At 68.9% G+C, this 17,774-nt stretch carries 15 protein-coding genes; 4 read left to right on the top strand and 11 right to left on the bottom strand.

Annotated features, from left to right (window positions below):
- The first annotated feature begins 82 nt into the window (after nt 1-82).
- Both kynU and kynA read left to right on the top strand, forming a co-directional pair.
- Nucleotides 83-1,357, top strand: coding sequence for a kynureninase (kynU, locus tag HTA01S_RS17380; RefSeq protein WP_068174000.1), 1,275 nt, complete (start codon nt 83-85; stop codon nt 1,355-1,357).
- 14 nt (nt 1,358-1,371) lie between these two features.
- A complete protein-coding gene (gene kynA / locus HTA01S_RS17375; protein WP_068173999.1) occupies nt 1,372-2,238 on the top strand; it encodes a tryptophan 2,3-dioxygenase in 867 nt (288 codons plus the stop codon).
- 101 nt (nt 2,239-2,339) lie between these two features.
- Here kynA and HTA01S_RS25570 read toward each other — a convergent pair whose 3' ends face one another.
- Nucleotides 2,340-2,498, bottom strand: a complete 159-nt coding sequence (locus tag HTA01S_RS25570) for a hypothetical protein (RefSeq protein ID WP_169804789.1) — start codon at nt 2,496-2,498, stop codon at nt 2,340-2,342.
- Between the two features lie 215 nt (nt 2,499-2,713).
- Between HTA01S_RS25570 and HTA01S_RS17370 the strand changes: the two genes are divergently transcribed.
- Nucleotides 2,714-3,805 (top strand): DNA glycosylase AlkZ-like family protein, encoded by a 1,092-nt coding sequence (locus HTA01S_RS17370; protein ID WP_068173998.1) that lies wholly within the window; start codon nt 2,714-2,716, stop codon nt 3,803-3,805.
- A gap of 1 nt (nt 3,806) precedes the next feature.
- Here HTA01S_RS17370 and HTA01S_RS17365 read toward each other — a convergent pair whose 3' ends face one another.
- The 9 genes from HTA01S_RS17365 to HTA01S_RS17330 form a co-directional block, all read right to left on the bottom strand.
- Complete coding sequence (locus HTA01S_RS17365; protein WP_068173997.1) at nt 3,807-4,778, bottom strand: Bug family tripartite tricarboxylate transporter substrate binding protein; 972 nt, start codon at nt 4,776-4,778, stop codon at nt 3,807-3,809.
- A 218-nt stretch (nt 4,779-4,996) separates the two neighbouring features.
- Entirely contained in the window at nt 4,997-6,220 is a 1,224-nt protein-coding gene (locus HTA01S_RS17360; protein ID WP_068173996.1) for an FAD-dependent monooxygenase, read from the bottom strand.
- A gap of 72 nt (nt 6,221-6,292) precedes the next feature.
- Complete coding sequence (locus HTA01S_RS17355; RefSeq protein WP_068173995.1) at nt 6,293-7,360, bottom strand: VWA domain-containing protein; 1,068 nt, start codon at nt 7,358-7,360, stop codon at nt 6,293-6,295.
- Nucleotides 7,357-8,442 (bottom strand): DUF58 domain-containing protein, encoded by a 1,086-nt coding sequence (locus HTA01S_RS17350; protein ID WP_068173994.1) that lies wholly within the window; start codon nt 8,440-8,442, stop codon nt 7,357-7,359. Before HTA01S_RS17350 ends, HTA01S_RS17355 begins: the two co-directional genes overlap by 4 nt.
- Nucleotides 8,443-8,455: 13 nt before the next feature.
- Nucleotides 8,456-9,457 carry an AAA family ATPase gene (locus HTA01S_RS17345; RefSeq protein ID WP_068173993.1) on the bottom strand — a complete coding sequence of 334 codons (1,002 nt, stop codon included), beginning with the start codon at nt 9,455-9,457 and terminating at the stop codon, nt 8,456-8,458.
- 16 nt (nt 9,458-9,473) lie between these two features.
- Nucleotides 9,474-10,406, bottom strand: a complete 933-nt coding sequence (locus tag HTA01S_RS17340; protein ID WP_068173992.1) for a S1C family serine protease — start codon at nt 10,404-10,406, stop codon at nt 9,474-9,476.
- 63 nt (nt 10,407-10,469) lie between these two features.
- Nucleotides 10,470-13,373, bottom strand: a complete 2,904-nt coding sequence (locus HTA01S_RS17335; RefSeq protein WP_068173991.1) for an aconitate hydratase — start codon at nt 13,371-13,373, stop codon at nt 10,470-10,472.
- A gap of 180 nt (nt 13,374-13,553) precedes the next feature.
- Complete coding sequence (locus HTA01S_RS24835) at nt 13,554-13,712, bottom strand: DUF3309 family protein (protein WP_084236204.1); 159 nt, start codon at nt 13,710-13,712, stop codon at nt 13,554-13,556.
- A gap of 38 nt (nt 13,713-13,750) precedes the next feature.
- Nucleotides 13,751-14,110, bottom strand: a complete 360-nt coding sequence (locus HTA01S_RS17330) for a collagen-like protein (RefSeq protein WP_068173990.1) — start codon at nt 14,108-14,110, stop codon at nt 13,751-13,753.
- A 406-nt stretch (nt 14,111-14,516) separates the two neighbouring features.
- Here HTA01S_RS17330 and HTA01S_RS17325 point away from each other — a divergent pair, with 406 nt between their 5' ends.
- A complete protein-coding gene (locus HTA01S_RS17325) occupies nt 14,517-15,314 on the top strand; it encodes a Crp/Fnr family transcriptional regulator (protein WP_084236203.1) in 798 nt (265 codons plus the stop codon).
- 28 nt (nt 15,315-15,342) lie between these two features.
- Here the strand turns inward: HTA01S_RS17325 and HTA01S_RS17320 are convergent, their stop codons facing one another.
- Nucleotides 15,343-17,691: a penicillin-binding protein 1A gene (locus HTA01S_RS17320; protein ID WP_068173989.1), complete on the bottom strand. Its 2,349-nt coding sequence runs from the start codon at nt 17,689-17,691 to the stop codon at nt 15,343-15,345.
- Between the last annotated feature and the right edge of the window lie 83 nt (nt 17,692-17,774).

Here is a 17,774-nt window from a genome sequence, read left to right as displayed (position 1 = left end):
CCCGGCAAAGCCGGTTCCGCGGTGTCCCTGAACCGGAAAGACCCGCGCCACCTATCCACACTGTTCAACGGAGACAACCTCAATGACCACACAGCAAGACTGCACCACCCTCGATGCGAACGACCCGCTGCGCGATCTGCGCCAGCTCTTCAACATCCCCGCCGGCACCATCTACCTCGATGGCAATTCGCTCGGCGTGATGCCCGCCGCGGCCCCGGCCCGCGTGGCCGACGTCGTGACGCGCGAGTGGGGCACCGACCTGATCCAGAGCTGGAACAAGAACGGCTGGTTCGCCATGCCGCAGAAAGTGGGCGACAAGATCGCGTGCCTGATCGGCGCCGGCCCCGGCGAGGTGGTGGCCACCGACAGCACCTCGGTCAACCTGTTCAAGGTGCTGAGCGCGGCGATGAACATCGCCGCCGCCGACGCGCCGCAGCGCAAACGCATCGTGAGCGAACGCAGCAACTTCCCGACCGACCTCTACATCGCCGAGGCGCTGTGCCGGCAGCACGGCATGGAGCTGGTGCTGGTCGAGCCCGAAGAGATCGCCGCTTCGCTCACCGCCGAGGTCGCCATCCTCATGCTCACGCACGTGAACTACCGCACCGGCGCCATGCACGACATGGCCGCCGTGACCGCCGCCGCGCACGCCGAGGGCATCCTGGCCGTGTGGGACCTGGCGCACAGCGCGGGCGCGGTGCCGGTGGACCTGAAACAGGCCAAGGCCGACTTCGCCGTGGGCTGCGGCTACAAATACCTCAACGGCGGCCCGGGCGCGCCCGCCTTCGTGTGGGTCAACCCGCAACACGCCGACCGCTTCTGGCAACCGCTGGCCGGCTGGTGGGGCCACGCCACACCCTTCGAATTCACGCCCGACTACCGCCCCGCGCCGGGCATCACGCGCTACCAGTGCAGCACCCAGCCCATGATCAGCCTGGCCGCGCTGGAGTGTGGCGTGGACACCGTGCTGGCCGCCGAGGCCCACGGTGGCATGGCCGCGCTGCGCGCCAAGTCGCTCGCGCTGACCGACCTGTTCATCCAACTCGTTGAAGAACGCTGCGAAGGAAACGGGCTGGGATTGGCCACACCGCGGGAACACGCTCAACGCGGCTCTCAGGTCTGCCTGACCCGGGACGAAGGCGCCTACGCCATCGTTCAGGCGCTGATCGCGCGCGGCGTGATCGGCGACTACCGCGCCGGTGATGGCGGACGGCACAAGGACATCCTGCGCTTCGGTTTCACCCCGCTGTACATCGGCTTCGCCGACGTGTGGAACGCGGTCGAACAGTTGAAGCAGGTGCTGGAAACGGGCGAGTGGCAACGCCCGGAGTTCAACCGCAAACACGCTGTCACCTGAACCGGAGCACCCCCATGGCCTGTCCGCACCACGACACCCCCGCGTCCCCCACCGAAGCCATCGTCGCCGAAGAAAAAGCCCAGCTCGATTTCAGCAACGACATGAGCTACGGCGACTACCTGCAGCTCGACGCCATCCTGGGCGCGCAGAAACCACTCTCGCCCGCGCACGACGAGCTGTTGTTCATCGTGCAGCACCAGACCAGCGAACTCTGGATGAAGCTGATGCTGCATGAGCTGACCGCCGCCATCCGCAACATTGCGGCCGACGAACTGAACCCCGCGTTCAAGCAGATGGCCCGCGTCTCCAAGATCATGGAGCAGCTGGTGCACGCCTGGGACGTGCTGGCCACCATGACGCCACCCGAGTACAGCGCGATCCGGCCCTACCTCGGCCACTCCAGCGGCTTCCAGAGCTTCCAGTACCGCTGCATCGAATTCTCGATGGGCAACAAGAACGCGGCCATGCTCAAGCCGCACGCGCACAGCCCCGAGCGGCTGGCGCTGGTGCAGATGGCGTACGAGGCGCCGTCGCTGTACGACGAGGCCCTGCGCCTGCTGGCGCGCCGAGGCATCGCAGTGCCGGCGAGCCACACCGAGCGCGACTGGACCCGGCCCTACGAGGCCAGCGACGCAGTCAAACAAGCCTGGCTGCAGGTCTACCGCAACCCCAAGGAACACTGGGATCTGTACCAGCTCGGCGAAGAACTCACCGACCTCGAAGACGCTTTCCGCCTCTGGCGCTTCCGCCACGTGACCACGGTAGAACGCGTGATCGGCTTCAAGCGCGGCACCGGCGGCACCGGCGGCGTGAGCTATCTGCGCAAGATGCTGGACGTGGTGCTGTTCCCGGAAATCTGGACATTGCGCACGGAGCTTTGATGCGTGTCGTCAGCGGCGGTTTGCGCCCACCGCAGACCGCCGCCGGATCATCTGAAAACTGCGCGCGCTGCCGCCGCCATCGGCTGCACAGCGAGCCGGTTTCAGCAGTTGCCCTTCTTGGCCTGGCCAGGGGGGCAGAACTTGCCGCCACTCTTGCCCGGAGGGCCGGAAGGGTCGACAACCACCGAACCGGACGGGGTGTAGACAGCGCAGCCTGCGACGGCAGCGGCAACAACCAACAGTGCAATGAACGCTTTCATGCCATTTCCTTGAAGTGAAGTCATGCGATCGAGTCTATGCGCTGGGGGCCCGGCGCACCATGACCCGTGAAACACCTGGGAATGGCAGGCCATCCGGCCGTGTTCAGGACGCCGGCACGGTCCGCATCCGATCGGATCGCGGTTCGCGTTGTCGGTGGATGGGCGCAGATAACCCAGTGACGGCGCTGTGCATTCGACTGCGGCATGATGATTCCATGGTCACCATCACCCTGCCCGATCTGCGCCGCTACGCCATCGCCCGCAGCCTCTTCACCCCCACCAGCTTGCCCCAGGCCATCGAGCGACTGGGCTTTGTGCAGGCCGACCCCATTCGCTCTCCCGCCCGCGCGCAGGACCTGACGCTGCGCCACCGGGTCAAGGCGTACCGGGCGGGCGACCTGGAGCGGCATTACCCCCGGCTGGCCGTGGAGGAAGATTTTTTCGTCAACTACGGCTTCGTCACGCCCGCGCTGCACGCCCGCATGCACCCGCGCACCGCGCTCACCGAATGGCCCGACGAGCGCATGGCGCAGGCCCAGGCGGTGTGGGCCTTCGTTCAGGAACGCGGCGAAGTCCACCCGCGCGAGGTGGACGCGCATTTCGCGCACGGCCGCACCACCAACGGCTTCGGCGGGCAGTCCAAAGCCAGTACCCAGTTGCTCGACGGCATGCACTACCGCGGCTGGCTGCGCGTGGCCCGGCGCGAGAACGGCACCCGGCTCTACGCGGTGCACAGCCCGAAGGAAGCGCCCACCGACGTGCCCGCCACGCTGGACGCGCTGGTGGACACCCTGATGGCGAAGTACGCCCCGCTGCCCTCGCCCGGCCTGCGCCAGTTGGTGGGCCTGCTGCAGCACGCCGTGCCGCAATGGAAGGGCCAGCTGCGCCCGGCGCTGCAACGGGCCTGCGCGCGGCTGCCCCACGCCGACGTGGGCGGCACGACCTGGTACTGGCCCGAGGAAGAAGACCCGAAATCGCGCCGCTGGCGGGCGCCCGAGGGGGTGCGCCTGCTCGCACCGTTCGACCCGGTGGTCTGGGACCGCAACCGCTTCGAGCGCCTGTGGGACTGGGCCTACCGCTTCGAGGCCTACACACCACCGGCCAAGCGCGTGCGCGGCTACTACGCCATGCCGCTGCTGTGGCGCGACCAGGTCATCGGCTGGGGCAACCTGTCGGTGGTCAACGGGCGGCTGCAAGCGGACCTGGGTTTCGTGCACGGACAGCCGCCCAACGACCCCACCTTCCACCACGCGCTGAATGCCGAGCTGTCGTCCATGGCCACCTGCCTGGGCGTCGAGCGGGGGTGACTCAGGGTTTTATGTTGTTCTTCTGGATCACCTCGGCCATCGCGGCCGTGTCCTTGCGGATGCGGTTGGCCAGGCCTTCGGACGAGGTGCCCGCGACCTGCCAGCCCTGGGCCAGGATCTTCTGCCGTATCTCGGGACGGCGCACGATCTCGGCCAGCAGCGCGGCCAACCGGTTCACTTGGGCCTTGGGCAGGCTGTTGGGCGCGGCCACGGCGTTCCAGATTTCCAGTTGCAGGTCCTTCACACCGGCCTCGGCCAGGCTCGGCACCTCGGGCACCACGCTGCTGCGCCCCGCCGAGGTCACGCCGATGGCCTTGAGCTTGCCCGCGCGCACCTGGGCCATGGCCAGGCCCGGCGGCAGCAGCGACATCTGGATCTGCCCGCCGAGCAGCGCGGTGATGACCTGCGGGTTGCCCGGGTAAGGCACGTGCACCGGCGCGATGCCGGCGCGCGATTTGATGAGCTCCATGCCCAGGTGGGCCACCGTGCCCACGCCCGGCGTGCCGTAGTTCCAGCGGTCGCCCGACTCGCGCGCGGCGGCGAAGAAGGCGGCGCCGCTGGTGGTGGTGTCGCCCGGCACGCTGAGCACCAGCGGCGCCACGGCGAGCAGGGAGATCGGCGTCAGGTCTTTGAGCGGGTCGTAGGGGGTGGCCGGGTTGAGGATCTTGGCGATCGTCAGATTGCCGTTGATCATGAGGCCGATGGTGTGGTCGTCGGTGGCGCGCGCCACCTGGCTGGCCGCGATGTTGCCACCCGCACCCGCCTTGTTCTCCACCACCACGGGCTGGCCCAGGGCCTGCGACAGCGGCTCGGCAATCAGGCGCGCCATCAGGTCGGGCGAGGAGCCGGCGGGGAAACCGACCACGATCTTCAACGGTTTGCTCGGCCAGGCGGTCTGGGCGAAAACGTTGGACACACCACTGGCCATGGCAATGGCGGCAGCGATGACATGACGGCGTTGGGCGCGGCGCATACGGCGATTCCTCAAGGTGAACAACAGGCCCGCAGATTAACAGGCGAGGTGCTGCACCAGCGCACCCGCTCACACAGCAGGACTGACCTTTTGCAGGGCGCGGCCGCGTTGTATCGAACCGGCGCGACATGCCCCACCCAGGATGCGGTGGAACCGGCTCCGCCGGGCCACTCGCATCGCCCCCTGGGGGGTGACGCCGCAGGCGGCGCGGGGGGGTTTTACACAGGCACCGGTGGCCCGCGGTAGAGCCAGGGGTTGTCCAGCAGGTTTTCACCCAGCAGGCCCATGGCGGTGTTGCGCCCCCAGCGCAGCAAGCCGTCGGCGTGGAAGATGGTGCCGTTGCGCTGCGAACGGCTTTGCACACGGGCGTTGCGCTGCCAGCGGGTCTGCGCGAAGCGCTGCAGCAGCGCGGGCCAGTCGGGTGTGGTGCCTTCGGGTTGTGACCGCAGCAACCGGCCCAGCGTCCAGGAGTCTTCGATGGCCATGGCCGCGCCTTGCGCGAGATAGGGCCGCAAGGGGTGGGCCGCGTCCCCCAGCAAGGCCACCCGACCCTGAGCGTGTTCGTTCGGGCCGGCCATGGGGGCGCGGTCGTTCAGGGCCCAGAGTTTCCAGGCCGACACGGCGTCGATCATGCGCATGAGCTCACCACAGGCCGGGCCCAGGGCCCATTTGAGGTCGGCGGTCTGGGCCTCGTGGCTCCAGCTCTGGGGGTCGCAGCCGGGCGGCCCCCCATGTCCCAGCCCCAGCATGCCCTCCACCACCGCCACCACGTTGAACCAGTTCCCCGAGCGCACCGGGTAGTGCACCACGTGCAGCCTCGGGCCGAGCCAGGCCGTCACCTGGTTCTGGCGCAAGCGCTCGGGCAGATCGGTGGCGCGCACCATGCCGCGGTAGGCCAGGTGCCCGCTCACGCGCGTGGGCTGCGCGCCCAGCATCTGCGCCCGCACACGGCTCCACAGGCCATCGCAGCCGATGAGCGCGTCGCCCTCGATCACGGTGTCGTCCTCGCAGGTCACACGCACCCGGTCCCCCGCCAGCTCGTAGGCCACCAGGCGGGTGTCGAGCCGCAGGCGCGCGCCGCTCTCACGCTGCACGGCGCGCAGCAGCAGCTCGTGCAGGTCGGCGCGGTGCACCGTGGCGTAGGGCTCGCCGTAGCGCGCACGCGCCAGTGGCCCCAGCCGCAGCCGCCCCAGCGTGCGGGCGCTGTGGGCGTCGCGCACCTGCAGCGCGTCGGGAAATGCCGCGCAGGCGTTGAGCTCGTCCAGCAAATCCCATTCGTGGAGCACCCGCACGGCGTTGGGCCCCAACTGCAGCCCGGCCCCCACCTCGGAAAACGCCCCGGCCTGCTCCAGCAGATGCACCGAAACCCCGGCACGCGAAAGGGCCAGCGCGCAGGCCAACCCACCGATGCCACCACCGGCAATCACCACTTGTTGTTTCATGGCTCGGGATTGTGCTCCGGCCCGTGGCCCGTGCTTTGACCCAAATCAGCACCGTGGCGAGCCGCCCAGGTTTCAGAGCACGCGCTGGAACCAGAGCAGGGACAACCCGGCCGAGAGCAGCACCAGCAGCGAAGCCGCCAGCGCGAGCAGCGCGGAGATTTCGGTTTCCTTCTTCTCCACCGTCAGGCGGGTGCTGAGGGTTTCGTACACCTTCTTCAGGTTGTCCGCGGTGCCGGCGTAGAAGTACTCGGCCTGGGTCATGCGCGCCACGTCCTTGAGAGTGTCCTCGTCCAGCCGCACCCGCATCGACCAGCCTTCGAAGCCGATCACCTCGCCGTCCACCGTGCCCACGCCGACGGTGTAGACGCGCACGCCGCGGTCGGCGGCCAGCTTGGCGGCCTCGGCGGTGTCCACGCCGGTGGTGCGCTGGCCATCGGTGAGCAGGATGATGGCGGCCGAGGTGTAGGAGCCCGGCGCCACCGGCACAAAGGCTTTCTGCTCCGTCTGCGGCTGGTCGATGGCCCGGCCCTGGGGAGCGAACGGATCGCTCTGGCGCCCGTAGGTCATGCTCGCCAGATCGATCCCCTGCCCCGGAAACAGCTCGGACAGGGCCACCACGATCGCGCTGCCGATGGCCGTGGCCCGCTGCAGCTGGAACTTGTCGATGGCGGTCACGAGGTCTTCGCGGCTGAGCGTGATGGGCTGCACCACCTGGGCCGAGCCGGCGAAGGCCACGATGCCCACGCGCACATGGCGCGGCAGCTCGGCCAGAAAGGCCTTGGCCGCGTTCTGCGAGGCCACCAGCCGGTTCGGTTCCACGTCGGTGGCGCGCATGCTGCCCGAGACGTCCATCGCCAGGATGATGGTCTGCTGCTGCGAAGGCAGCACCACGACGGCCATGGGGCGTGCGGACGCCAGCAGCAGGGCCGCGAAGGCCAGCAGCAGCAGCAGCGGCGGCACATGGCGCCGCCAGCCCGGCCCCGGGCCCATGGCCTCGCGCACGATGGACAGGCTGGCAAACCGCAGCGCGGCGCGCTTGCGCCGGTGCAACAGCCACACATAGCCGATCACCAGCAGCGGCAACACCAGCAGCAGCCACAGCAGCTCGGGCCAGAGGAAGGTGACGGGTGGGTTGGTCATGCGACGCCCTCCGCACGGCGCACCGCGGTGCGAGCCCCCAGGTGTCTGCCCAGGCCGGCGCGCAGGTTGCTGCGGCGCCGGCGCAGCTCCACGAAACGCAGCACCGCATCGGCCAGGTCGTCGTCGGTGGCGAGCTCCAGCGTGTCCACGCCGGCACGCGCCAGGCTCTCGCGCAGCTGCGCCTCGCGCTGGGCCGCGATGCGGGCGAAGCGCTGGCGGAAACCCCGGTCGTGGGTGTCCACCAGCAATTGCTGGCCGGTCTCGGCGTCGCGCACGGGGATCAGCCCCAGATCGGGCAGCTCCAGCTCCAGCGGGTCGAGCAGGCGCACCGCCACCACATCGTGCCGGCGCGCCAGCTCGCCCAGCGGCTGCTCCCAGCCGGGCTCGCTGATGAAGTCGGACACCACGAACACGGTGGAGCGCTGGCGCACGGTGTGCACCGCTGCGCTCAGCAGATCGGCCAGCCGCGTGGGGCCACCAAATGCCGCCGCGCCGGATCCCGACTTCGCCAGGGACACCGCCGGGCCGGCTTTGCCGGACGGGGTCACGCGCAGCGCGGCGGGGGTGTTCAGCAAGTGCATCAGGCGCAGCAGGTGCACACGCCCGCCGCGCGCGGGCAGCACCTCGTCCACCACGGGCTGGCCACGCGATCCGTACAACAGCGCGCCGACCCGGTTACCGTGGCGCGTGATGAGCCGGGCCAGCACGGTCACCACATCACGCAACACCTCGCTCTTGCGCTGATCGCCCGAACCGAAATCGACCGAGGGGCTGAGGTCCAGCAGAAACCAGGCGGCCATCTCGCGGTCTTCGGTGAACACGCGCACATGCGGAGTCTGCAGGCGGGCGGTGACGTTCCAGTCGATGTGACGCACATCGTCGTGGTGCTGGTATTCGCGCAGGTCGGCCAGGTCCAGCCCGCTGCCCCGCATGAGGGTGCGGTAGTCGCCCTGCAGCAGACCGTCGAGCCGGCGGATCACGGTCCACTCCAGGCGGTGCAGCAGGGCATCTGCCTTCTCGACCGGCGCTGCCACGGAAGGCGGCGGTTGTGCGGGGCGGGATTTGAAGAGGCCGAACAGCATGCTGCGCTCCCGTTCAAGCGGCCTTTTTGTCGTGTTCCAGCGGCTTGGCTGGCGGCGTCACGGCGTCCATGATGCGCGCCACGAGGTCGTCGGCATCCAGCCCCTCCGACAGGCCTTCGTAGGACAGCACCAGCCGGTGCCGCAACACGTCGGGCACCAGATCGCTCATGTCTTCGGGCAACGCGTAGCTGCGCCCGCGCAGCATGGCCAGCGCCCGGGCGCCTTCGACCAGGCCGATGGTGGCACGCGGGCTGGCGCCATAGGTAAGGAGGCGCTCGAAGTCTTTCAGGCCGTGTTTCTCGGGCGTGCGTGTGGCCGACACCAGGCGCACCGCGTACTGCACCAGCGAGGGGTCCACGTACACCTCGCGGCACAGCGCCTGCAACGCGGCGAGCTGCGCGGTGGTGGCCACGGCCTGCACCTGCACGGCCGGGCCTGTGACACGTTCGACGATGACGAATTCCTCTTCATCGCTCGGGTAGTCCACCAACACCTTCATCATGAAACGGTCCACCTGCGCCTCGGGCAGCGGGTAGGTGCCTTCGGTCTCGATCGGGTTCTGCGTGGCCATCACCAGAAACGGGCTGGGCACCGGGTGCGACTCGCCGGCGATCGTCACCTGCCGCTCCTGCATCACCTCCAGCAAGGCGCTCTGCACCTTGGCCGGCGCGCGGTTGATCTCGTCGGCCAGCAGCAGGTTGGCGAACACAGGCCCGAGCGAGGTGCTGAATTCACCGGTCTTCTGGTTGTAGATGCGCGTGCCCATGAGGTCGGCGGGCACCAGGTCGGGCGTGAACTGGATGCGCTTGAACCGCCCCTGCACCACGCTGGCCAGCGTCTTCACGGTGAGCGTCTTGGCCAGCCCGGGCACGCCCTCGACCAGCAGGTGGCCTTGCGCCAGCATCGCCACCATGACCCGCTCCAGGAACCGGTCCTGCCCGACCACCACGCGCTTGACCTCGTAGAGGATCTGCTCCATGAGCTGTGCGGTGTCGGGGCTGCTGTTCTCGCTCATGAAACGCTCCTTGGATTCAGAAAGGGGGAAGGCCTGCAGCGGACGCCGCGCTTTCGATCGGCACGGCAAACCCGATGCCGACAAAGGTGCGGTGGTTGCTGGGATTGAGGATGCCGGTGACGACACCGATCACCTCGCCTTCCATGGTGACCAGCGGCCCGCCCGAATTGCCGGGGTTGGCCGCCGCGTCGAACTGGATCAGGTTGCTGATTTCCTGCTCGCCCTCGGGTGCCTTGAACGAGCGCCCGAAACCGGAGATCACCCCGGCCGAGGTGGACGGGCCGATGCCGAACGGGAAGCCCACGGCCACCACCTGGTCCCCCGGCAACAGGTCGCCGGTGCTGCGCATCGTGGCCGCGTGCAGGTCGTCGGGGATGGTGTGGGCCTGCAGCACGGCCAAGTCGTTTTCGGCCTGCACGCCGGTGACGCTGGCGCCGGACTCCGAGCCGTCGGCGAACACCAGCTGCACCTTGTCCGCACCCTGCACCACGTGCAGATTGGTCAGGATGATGCCCTTGTCCACGATCACCACCCCCGTGCCCACGCCGTGCTCGACGGCTTCGCCCTGCTTGTCCTTCATGTAGGACACCACCCGCACCACGGCGGGCCGGATCTTCTCGGCCGCGCGCGCGGCGGGCGATGGCAGGTTCTGCGTGCTCAGTGTGCGCAACACCGCCGCGTCAACGTCTTTCTGGGTCAGGGCCCTGGCGCCCATCGGCCCGGGCGCCCAGAGGCTGGCCAGCAGCAGCGCGCCCAGCAGGGCCAGCGCGGCCCACATCACACGGGGGCTCACCGCCGCACGGGCCAGCCCGGCGCGCCAGCGGCCGGGCGGATGGGGCGCAGACGCCGCCGCTTCGCCCGCCAGGGCCGGATCGGGGCGCACGTCGGGCGCGCCTGGCACCGCAGGGGCGGCGCGAACCGATCGGCTGTACAGGGCGGGCTTTCGCATTACGACTCCTGAAACGCCTGGCGGGGGCGGTGTGTCACATCATGCCGCGTTGCTGCGCCGGGCTCAAGCGTCGAGCAGCTGGCGCAGCACGTAGGGGAGGATTCCCCCGGCGCGGTAATAGTTCACCTCCACCGGCGTGTCGATGCGCAGCGTGAGCGCGACCTCGCGGCGCTGCCCGTCGGGGCGGGTGATCACCATGGTGGCCTCGCTCTGCGGCAGCAATTGCGGGTGAGGCAAGACGTCGATCTGTTCTTCACCGGTGAGCCCCAGGCGCTCCCAGCTGTCGCCGGGCTGGAACTGCAGCGGCAGCACCCCCATGCCCACCAGGTTGCTGCGGTGGATGCGCTCGAAGCTGCGCGCCACCACGGCCCGGATGCCCAGCAGCTGGGTGCCTTTGGCGGCCCAGTCGCGGCTGGAGCCGGTGCCGTATTCCTCGCCCGCGAACACCACGGTGGGCACGCCCGCGGCCTGGTAGCGCATGGCGGCGTCGAAGATGCTCATCTTCTGGCCCTGGCCCACGCCCTCGTTCTGGTAGATGGTCCAGCCGCCCTCCTCGCGCGAGCCGTCCGCGCCGGGCGCGAGCATCAGGTTCTTGATGCGCACGTTGGCAAAGGTGCCGCGCATCATCACCTCGTGGTGGCCACGGCGCGCGCCGTAGCTGTTGAAGTCGGCCTTCAGCACGCCGCGTGCCAGCAGCCACTGGCCGGCGGGTGAACTTTCCTTGATCGAGCCGGCGGGCGAGATGTGGTCGGTGGTGATGGAGTCGCCGAACAGGGCCATGACGCGCGCACCGCGCACGGCCGGGGCCTGTTCGGCCGGCTGGGCCAGCTCAAAATGTTCGAAGAACGGCGGCTCGGCGATGTAGGAGCTGACCGGCCAGGTGTAGGCGTTGCCGCTCACGCCGTGGATGCGCTCCCAGAGCTTGCCGGGCTCGCTGGCGACCCGCGCGTAGTTCTCGCGGTAGGCCTTGCCATTCATCGCGAAGCGCATGAGCTTGTGGATCTCGTCGCTGTCCGGCCAGACGTCGCCCAGGTACACCGGCTTGCCGCCCTTTCCCAACCCCAGCGGTTCGGTCATGAGGTCTTTCATGACGTTGCCCGCGATGGCATAGGCCACCACCAGCGGCGGGCTGGCCAGGAAATTGGCCTTGAGGTTGGGGTGGATGCGCGCCTCGAAGTTGCGGTTGCCCGAGAGCACGGCCGCGCACACCAGATCGTTCTGCGTGATCACGGCGTTGAGCTCGGGCGTGAGGTCGCCGGCGTTGCCGATGCAGGTGGTGCAGCCATAGCCCGCGAGCGAAAAACCCAGCTTCTCCAGGTAGGGCAGCAGGCCTGTGGCCGTGAGGTATTCGGTGACGATGCGCGAGCCCGGGGCCAGCGAGGTCTTGATGTGCGGCTGCACCTTCAGGCCCGCCTCCACCGCCCTCTTCGCCAGCAGGCCGGCGGCCAGCAGCACGCCGGGGTTGCTGGTGTTGGTGCAGCTGGTGATGGCGGCGATCAGCACGTCACCGTTGCCGATGGACAGCTTTTTCAGCACGGCGTGCGACTGCGGCTCGGCCCCGGCATGGGCGATGGCACGCGCCGGCTTGTTGGCCTCCATCTCGGCCACGAAACGCGGCGCGCCGGCGGGCGTGGGTGTCGCCTTCTCGGGCGCCGGGGGGTCGGCCGGCTGGCCCAGCTCGGGCTGGTAGCGCGTGTGCAGCAGCTCGGCTGGGCGGTTGAAGCCGTTCTGTGCGTTGGGCTTGCTGAAGAGATCGGCGAACTGCTGCGCCACCTGGCCGAGTTCGATGCGGTCTTGCGGGCGCTTGGGGCCGGCAAGACTGGGCGTGACCAGACCCAGATCGAGCCGGACCACCTGCGAATAATCGATGTCACCCGCGGCCTGCGAAGCCCCCGCGGCGCCCGGCACGCCGAACAGGCCCTGAGCGCGGAAGTAGGCCTCGAAGGCTTCGATCTCGGCCTTGCTGCGGCCGGTGCCCCGGAAGTAGTCGAGCGTCTTGTCGTCCACCGGGAAGAAGCCCATGGTGGCGCCGTATTCGGGTGCCATGTTGGCAATCGTGGCGCGGTCGGGCAGCACCAGCGAGGCCGTGCCCTCACCGAAGAACTCGACGAACTTGCCCACCACCTTGTGGCTGCGCAGGATTTCGGTCACGGTGAGCACCAGGTCGGTCGCGGTGCAGCCTTCGCGCAGGCGGCCGGTGAGCTCGAAGCCCACCACGTCGGGTGTCAGGAAGTACACCGGCTGGCCCAGCATGGCGGCTTCGGCCTCGATGCCGCCCACGCCCCAGCCCACCACGCCGATGCCGTTGATCATGGTGGTGTGGCTGTCGGTGCCCACCAAGGTGTCGGGGTAGTACAGGCCGCCCTTCAGGTGCACGCCGCGCGCCAGATATTCCAGATTCACCTGGTGCACGATGCCAAAGCCCGGCGGCACCACGCCAAAGGTGTCAAAAGCCTGCATGCCCCATTTCATGAACTCGTAGCGCTCGCGGTTGCGCTGGAATTCGAGCTTCATGTTGAGGTCCAGGGCGTTCTTCGTGCCGTAGTAGTCGACCATCACCGAGTGGTCCACCACCAGGTCCACTGGCACCAGTGGCTCGATGCGTTTGGGGTCCTTGCCCAGGCGCTGGGCCACGCTGCGCATGGCCGCCAGATCGGCCAGCAGCGGCACGCCGGTGAAGTCCTGCAGCACCACACGCGCCACGGTGAACGGGATCTCCTGCGTGCGCGCCGCGCTCGGCTGCCACTGCGCAAGCTGGGCCACATGCTCCGGCGTCACGCGCTCGCCGTCGCAGTGCCGCAGCACGCTTTCCAGCACGATGCGCAGCGACACCGGCAGGCGCTGCACGCCGGGAAACTGCCGGGCCAGCGCGGGCAACGAGTAGAAGCGGCCGGTTTTCCCCGATGCCGTCTTGAAGGTTTTGACCGTGGACGCAAACGGGTGGGAAAAGGCGGCGCCTTGTGCCATGGAGAACTCCTGTCGGTATCGGTGGGTTGCGAGCCATTCTGTCAGCAGCGCGCTTTACCGTGCTGGCAGTAATGGTTTGCGGCGCATCCAAAAAAGCCCCACGGAAACGGGTTCCGGGGGGCTTGCTTGGCGAGGCCCGGTGCGACGGACGCCCCGGGCTGCTTCGGCGTCAAGCGGCCATCACAGGCGTCCCGTCAACACCAGCACGAGCAGGACGATGACGATCAGGCCCAGCACACCACTGGGACCGTAGCCCCAGCTCCTGCTGTGCGACCAGGTCGGGATGACGCCAACCAGCATCAGGATCAACACGATCAACAGAATGGTTCCAAGTCCCATGGGGTTCTCCTTTGGATGAGTGCCAGCGAACAGGGTGTTCAGTTCGTGGGCGCGGGGGGCGGGGGGACCACGATCACGCGGGTGGTACCACCGGTCTTGCCGGTTTCACCGGTGTCGCCGGTACTGCCCGTGGCACCGGTGTCACCCGTGCTGCCGGTGCTGCCGGTGGCACCTGTGTCGCCAGTGCTTCCGGTACTGCCCTGGCTACCGGTGTCGCCCTGCAGTCCGGTGGAGCCGGTGGCACCACTCGATCCCGTGGCGCCGGTTTCGCCAGCGGGACCGGCGGGGCCGGGCACCACCACGGCGGCCGGAGGCGTGTTCACGACCACGGGTTCGCGATCGCAGGCCGCCAGGCCGAAGGTGGAAATCAGTGCCAACAGCACAAGTGAATGGTTCATGGGGAGTCCTTCAGGGGTGAACGGGTGTGGTTTCGGCGGTTGCACGGGTCACACCGACCAGCCGGTCCGACAGGGATGTCCAACCGGCATGGCCCAGCGTAGCCGGATGTGCGCAAAGCCTCTGTGCGCTGGCGAACACCCCGCGCCGCCGTTTCGCCGGGTCGGCCAGAAGGCATCTTGGCCGCGTTTGCGCGACGCCAGAACCTTTCTGCGGTGTTGCAGTGGTAACCAGGTGTTGCCCACATGGCCCTCAGATACCAATCCCTGTCTTTGCACACATGGGCAGCGGAACCGCCCATCACCATCGGACTTCAACCCGAACCTGGGCCACGGCGGCGAGCCTGCCGCGCGGAGGTCGCCGGCTTCTCGCCAAGGCCCGGGTCACAAACCACAGGAGGGCAAACCCATGACCGCAGTCACGTCGATTCGCGACAAGAACCACAAGAACCTACTTCTCGCCGCACTGCCATCGGCCGAGTGGCAGCAGCTGCAACCCGACCTGGAGTGGATCGAACTGGTGCAGGGGACCGTGCTGCACCAGACCGGCGCGCCGCTGCGCCACGTGCACTTCCCGACCACCGCGACGGTTTCGCTCGTGTCGTCCATGGAGGACGGCGCGTCGGCCGAGGTGGCCGTGGTCGGCAACGAGGGCATGGTCGGTGTGTGCGCCTTCATGGGGCATCCACACGCGCTGAGCGACGCCGTGGTGCAGCACCCCGGCCACGGCTACCGCATGAGCACCCAGGCCATCGTGCGCCACACCCAGCGCTCGCCGGCCGTCATGCACCAGTTGCTGGGCTACACGCAGGCGCTGTTCACCCACATGGCGCAGTCCTCGGCCTGCAACCGCCACCATTCGCTGGACCAGCAGCTGTGCCGCTGGCTGCTGCACCACCTGGACCGCCAGAGCAGCCCGGACATGCTGGTGACGCAGGAGCGCATTGCCGGCCTGCTGGGCGTGCGCCGCGAGGGCGTGACCCATTGCGCGTTGAAATTGCAGAAGGCGGGGCTGATCCACTACAGCCGCGGCCACATCGCCATCCTGGACCGCGAAGGTCTGGAGGCCCGTAGCTGCGAGTGCTATGGCGTGGTCCGGCACGCCTACGACCACCTCTCGCGCGAGAACGGCGCACCGCACCTGCACCTGTGCCACGACAACCGCCAGTCCGCGCCGGTGGTGACGCGCCAATTGAAGGCCGCGTGAGCGGCCGTGCGGCGGGCCGATCGGCCGCTCAGAACATCCGGTCGATGAAAGACTTCAACCGGTCTTCCAGGGTGTCGGGCGGCGGCGCGTTGGGATCGGGCGGCGCCGGGATCAGGTTGCGGTCGATCGGTTCGTCGTCCATGCCGAGTTCCTCGATGAAGCCCCCGTCGGCCCACTCCACGTAGCGCCAGCCGCCGTCCTCCACCTGCACCACCCCTTCGGGTGCCAGCAGCGCCTTCTGGGGTTTGCCGCGCAGCGCGGTGGCCATGAACTGGATCCAAGCCGGCAGGGCCAGCGAGGCGCCCGAGGCATGGCTGCCCAGGCTGCGCGGGGTGTCGTAGCCCAGCCAGACCACGGCCACCAGGTCGGGCTGGAAGCCCGCGAACCAGGCGTCCACCACGTTGTCCGTGGTGCCGGTCTTGCCGTACAGGTCGCCGCGGCGCAGTTGCGCCTGCGCCCGCGCCGCGGTACCGCTGCGGGTCACGCCGTTGAGCAGGGTGGCCGTGAGGAAGGCGTTGCGCGCGGGCAGCGTGCGCTTGGACTCGTCGATCACCGGCTCGGGCGCTTCGAACACCACCTCGTCGGCGCTGTTGGTGATGCGCTGGATCAGCAAGGGCTCGACCTTCAGGCCCCCGTTGGCGATCACCGCGTAGGCGCTGGCGAGCTGCAGGGGCGTGGTGGCGCCCGAGCCCAGGGCCAGGGTGAGGTTGTCGGGCTGGCGGTCCACGTCGAAGCCGAAGCGGCCGGTCCATTCGCGCGCGGCCTGGGGGCCGAGCAACTGCACCAGGCGGATGCTGACCAGGTTCTTGGAACGGGCCAGCGCCACGTCCAGCGGGATCGGGCCGTCGGCGCTGCCATCGGAGTTGGCCGGCGCCCACGCGCCGGTGTCGTTCAGCGGCGCGTCGTTGACCAGGGTCTGCGGCATCACGCCGTTTTCCAGCGCCGCCGAGTACAGGAAGGGCTTGTAGGCGGAGCCCGGCTGGCGCCAGCCCTGCGTGACGTGGTTGAACTGGTTGCGCTGGAAATCAAAGCCCCCCACCAGGGCACGCACCCGGCCGTCGTGCGGGTCCAGCGCCACCAGCGCGCCCTCGGCCTGCGGCCATTGGGTGATGACCCAGTCGTCGCTCTGGCGCACCAGGCGCACCACCGAACCGCGTTCGATGCGCAGCGCCTTGGCCGCGCCCTTGGCCAGCCCGGGGCGCGCCTGGCGCAGCCCCTTGCCGCGGATGCTCACGACCTCGCCCGAGGACAGCACGGCGGTGACTTCCTTGGGGCTGGCGCTGCCCACCAGGGCCACGCGCAGCGTCTCGTCGTCGCTGTGGTCGGCCAGCTTCTGGCTCACGGCCGGGTCGTCCAGGGGGGTGTCAGTGTCCAGCGCTTCGTGGGCCTCGGGGCCGCGCCAGGCCAGGCGCAGCTCGCGGTCGATCAGGGTCTTGCGCACCGCCTGCCAGGCCGCTTTTTGCTCGCGCGAGTCCAGGGTAGTCACGACTTTCATGCCCGAGGTGTAGGCGGCTTCCCCGTACTGGGCAAACACCTGCTGGCGCGCCGCCTCGGCCACGTGCTCGGCGTGCAGTTCGGTGTCGCCCGGGTTGCGCACCACCAGCTCTTCGCTTTTGGCGGCCTCGTAGGTGACCTGGTCGATCACGCCCACGGTGTGCATGCGCGAGAGCGCCACCAGCTGGCGCGCCCGGGCCCGCGCGGGGCTCTTGATCGGGTTCACGGTGGCCGGGCTTTGCGGCAGGCCGGCCAGCATGGCGCACTCGGCGGCGGACAGCGCGTCCAGCGGCTTGCCAAAGTAGGTCTGTGCAGCCTCGGCGAAACCGTAGGCGCGCGAGCCCAGGTAGATCTGGTTCATGTAGAGCTCCAGGATCTGGTCCTTGCTCAGCTCGCCTTCGATCTTCAGCGAGAGCATGGCCTCCTTGAGCTTGCGCGAGAGGGTGCGCTCGTTGGTGAGGAAAAAGGTGCGCGCGACCTGCTGGGTGATGGTGGAGGCGCCCTGCGAACGGCCACCGCTGAGGTTGGCCACCACCGCGCGTGCCACGCCCTTGGGGTCGATGCCGCCGTGTTCGTAGAAGCGGGTGTCTTCCACCGCCAGCAGGCTCTCGCGCATGAGCTTGGGGATCTGCCCGATGCGCAGGTACTGCCGCCGCTCGCTGCCGAAGCCGCCGATCTCCACCCCATCGGCTGTGTACACGCGCAGGGGTTGTTTGGGCTGGTAGTTGGCCAGGCCGCTGGTGTCGGGCAGCTGCGGGTACAGCACCGCAATGCTCACCACCAGGACCAACAGGCCGGCGGCCAGGGCGCCCAGCGGGGCCAGAAGCAGCCAGCGGCGGTGCTGGCGCAGCGCCTGCAACACCGGTGCAAAAGAGAATGCCATGGGGTTCGTGCGCGGGAGGGTGGTCTGGGAGCAGGCACCCTGGGCGCAGGTTGTATCGAGCCGGCAATTATCCCAGCCAGGCC

Origin of the sequence: Hydrogenophaga taeniospiralis CCUG 15921 (genome assembly GCF_001592305.1) — a bacterium.
Classification (GTDB): Bacteria; Pseudomonadota; Gammaproteobacteria; order Burkholderiales; family Burkholderiaceae_C; genus Hydrogenophaga; species Hydrogenophaga taeniospiralis.
This window is presented reverse-complemented; position numbering and strand designations above follow the sequence as displayed.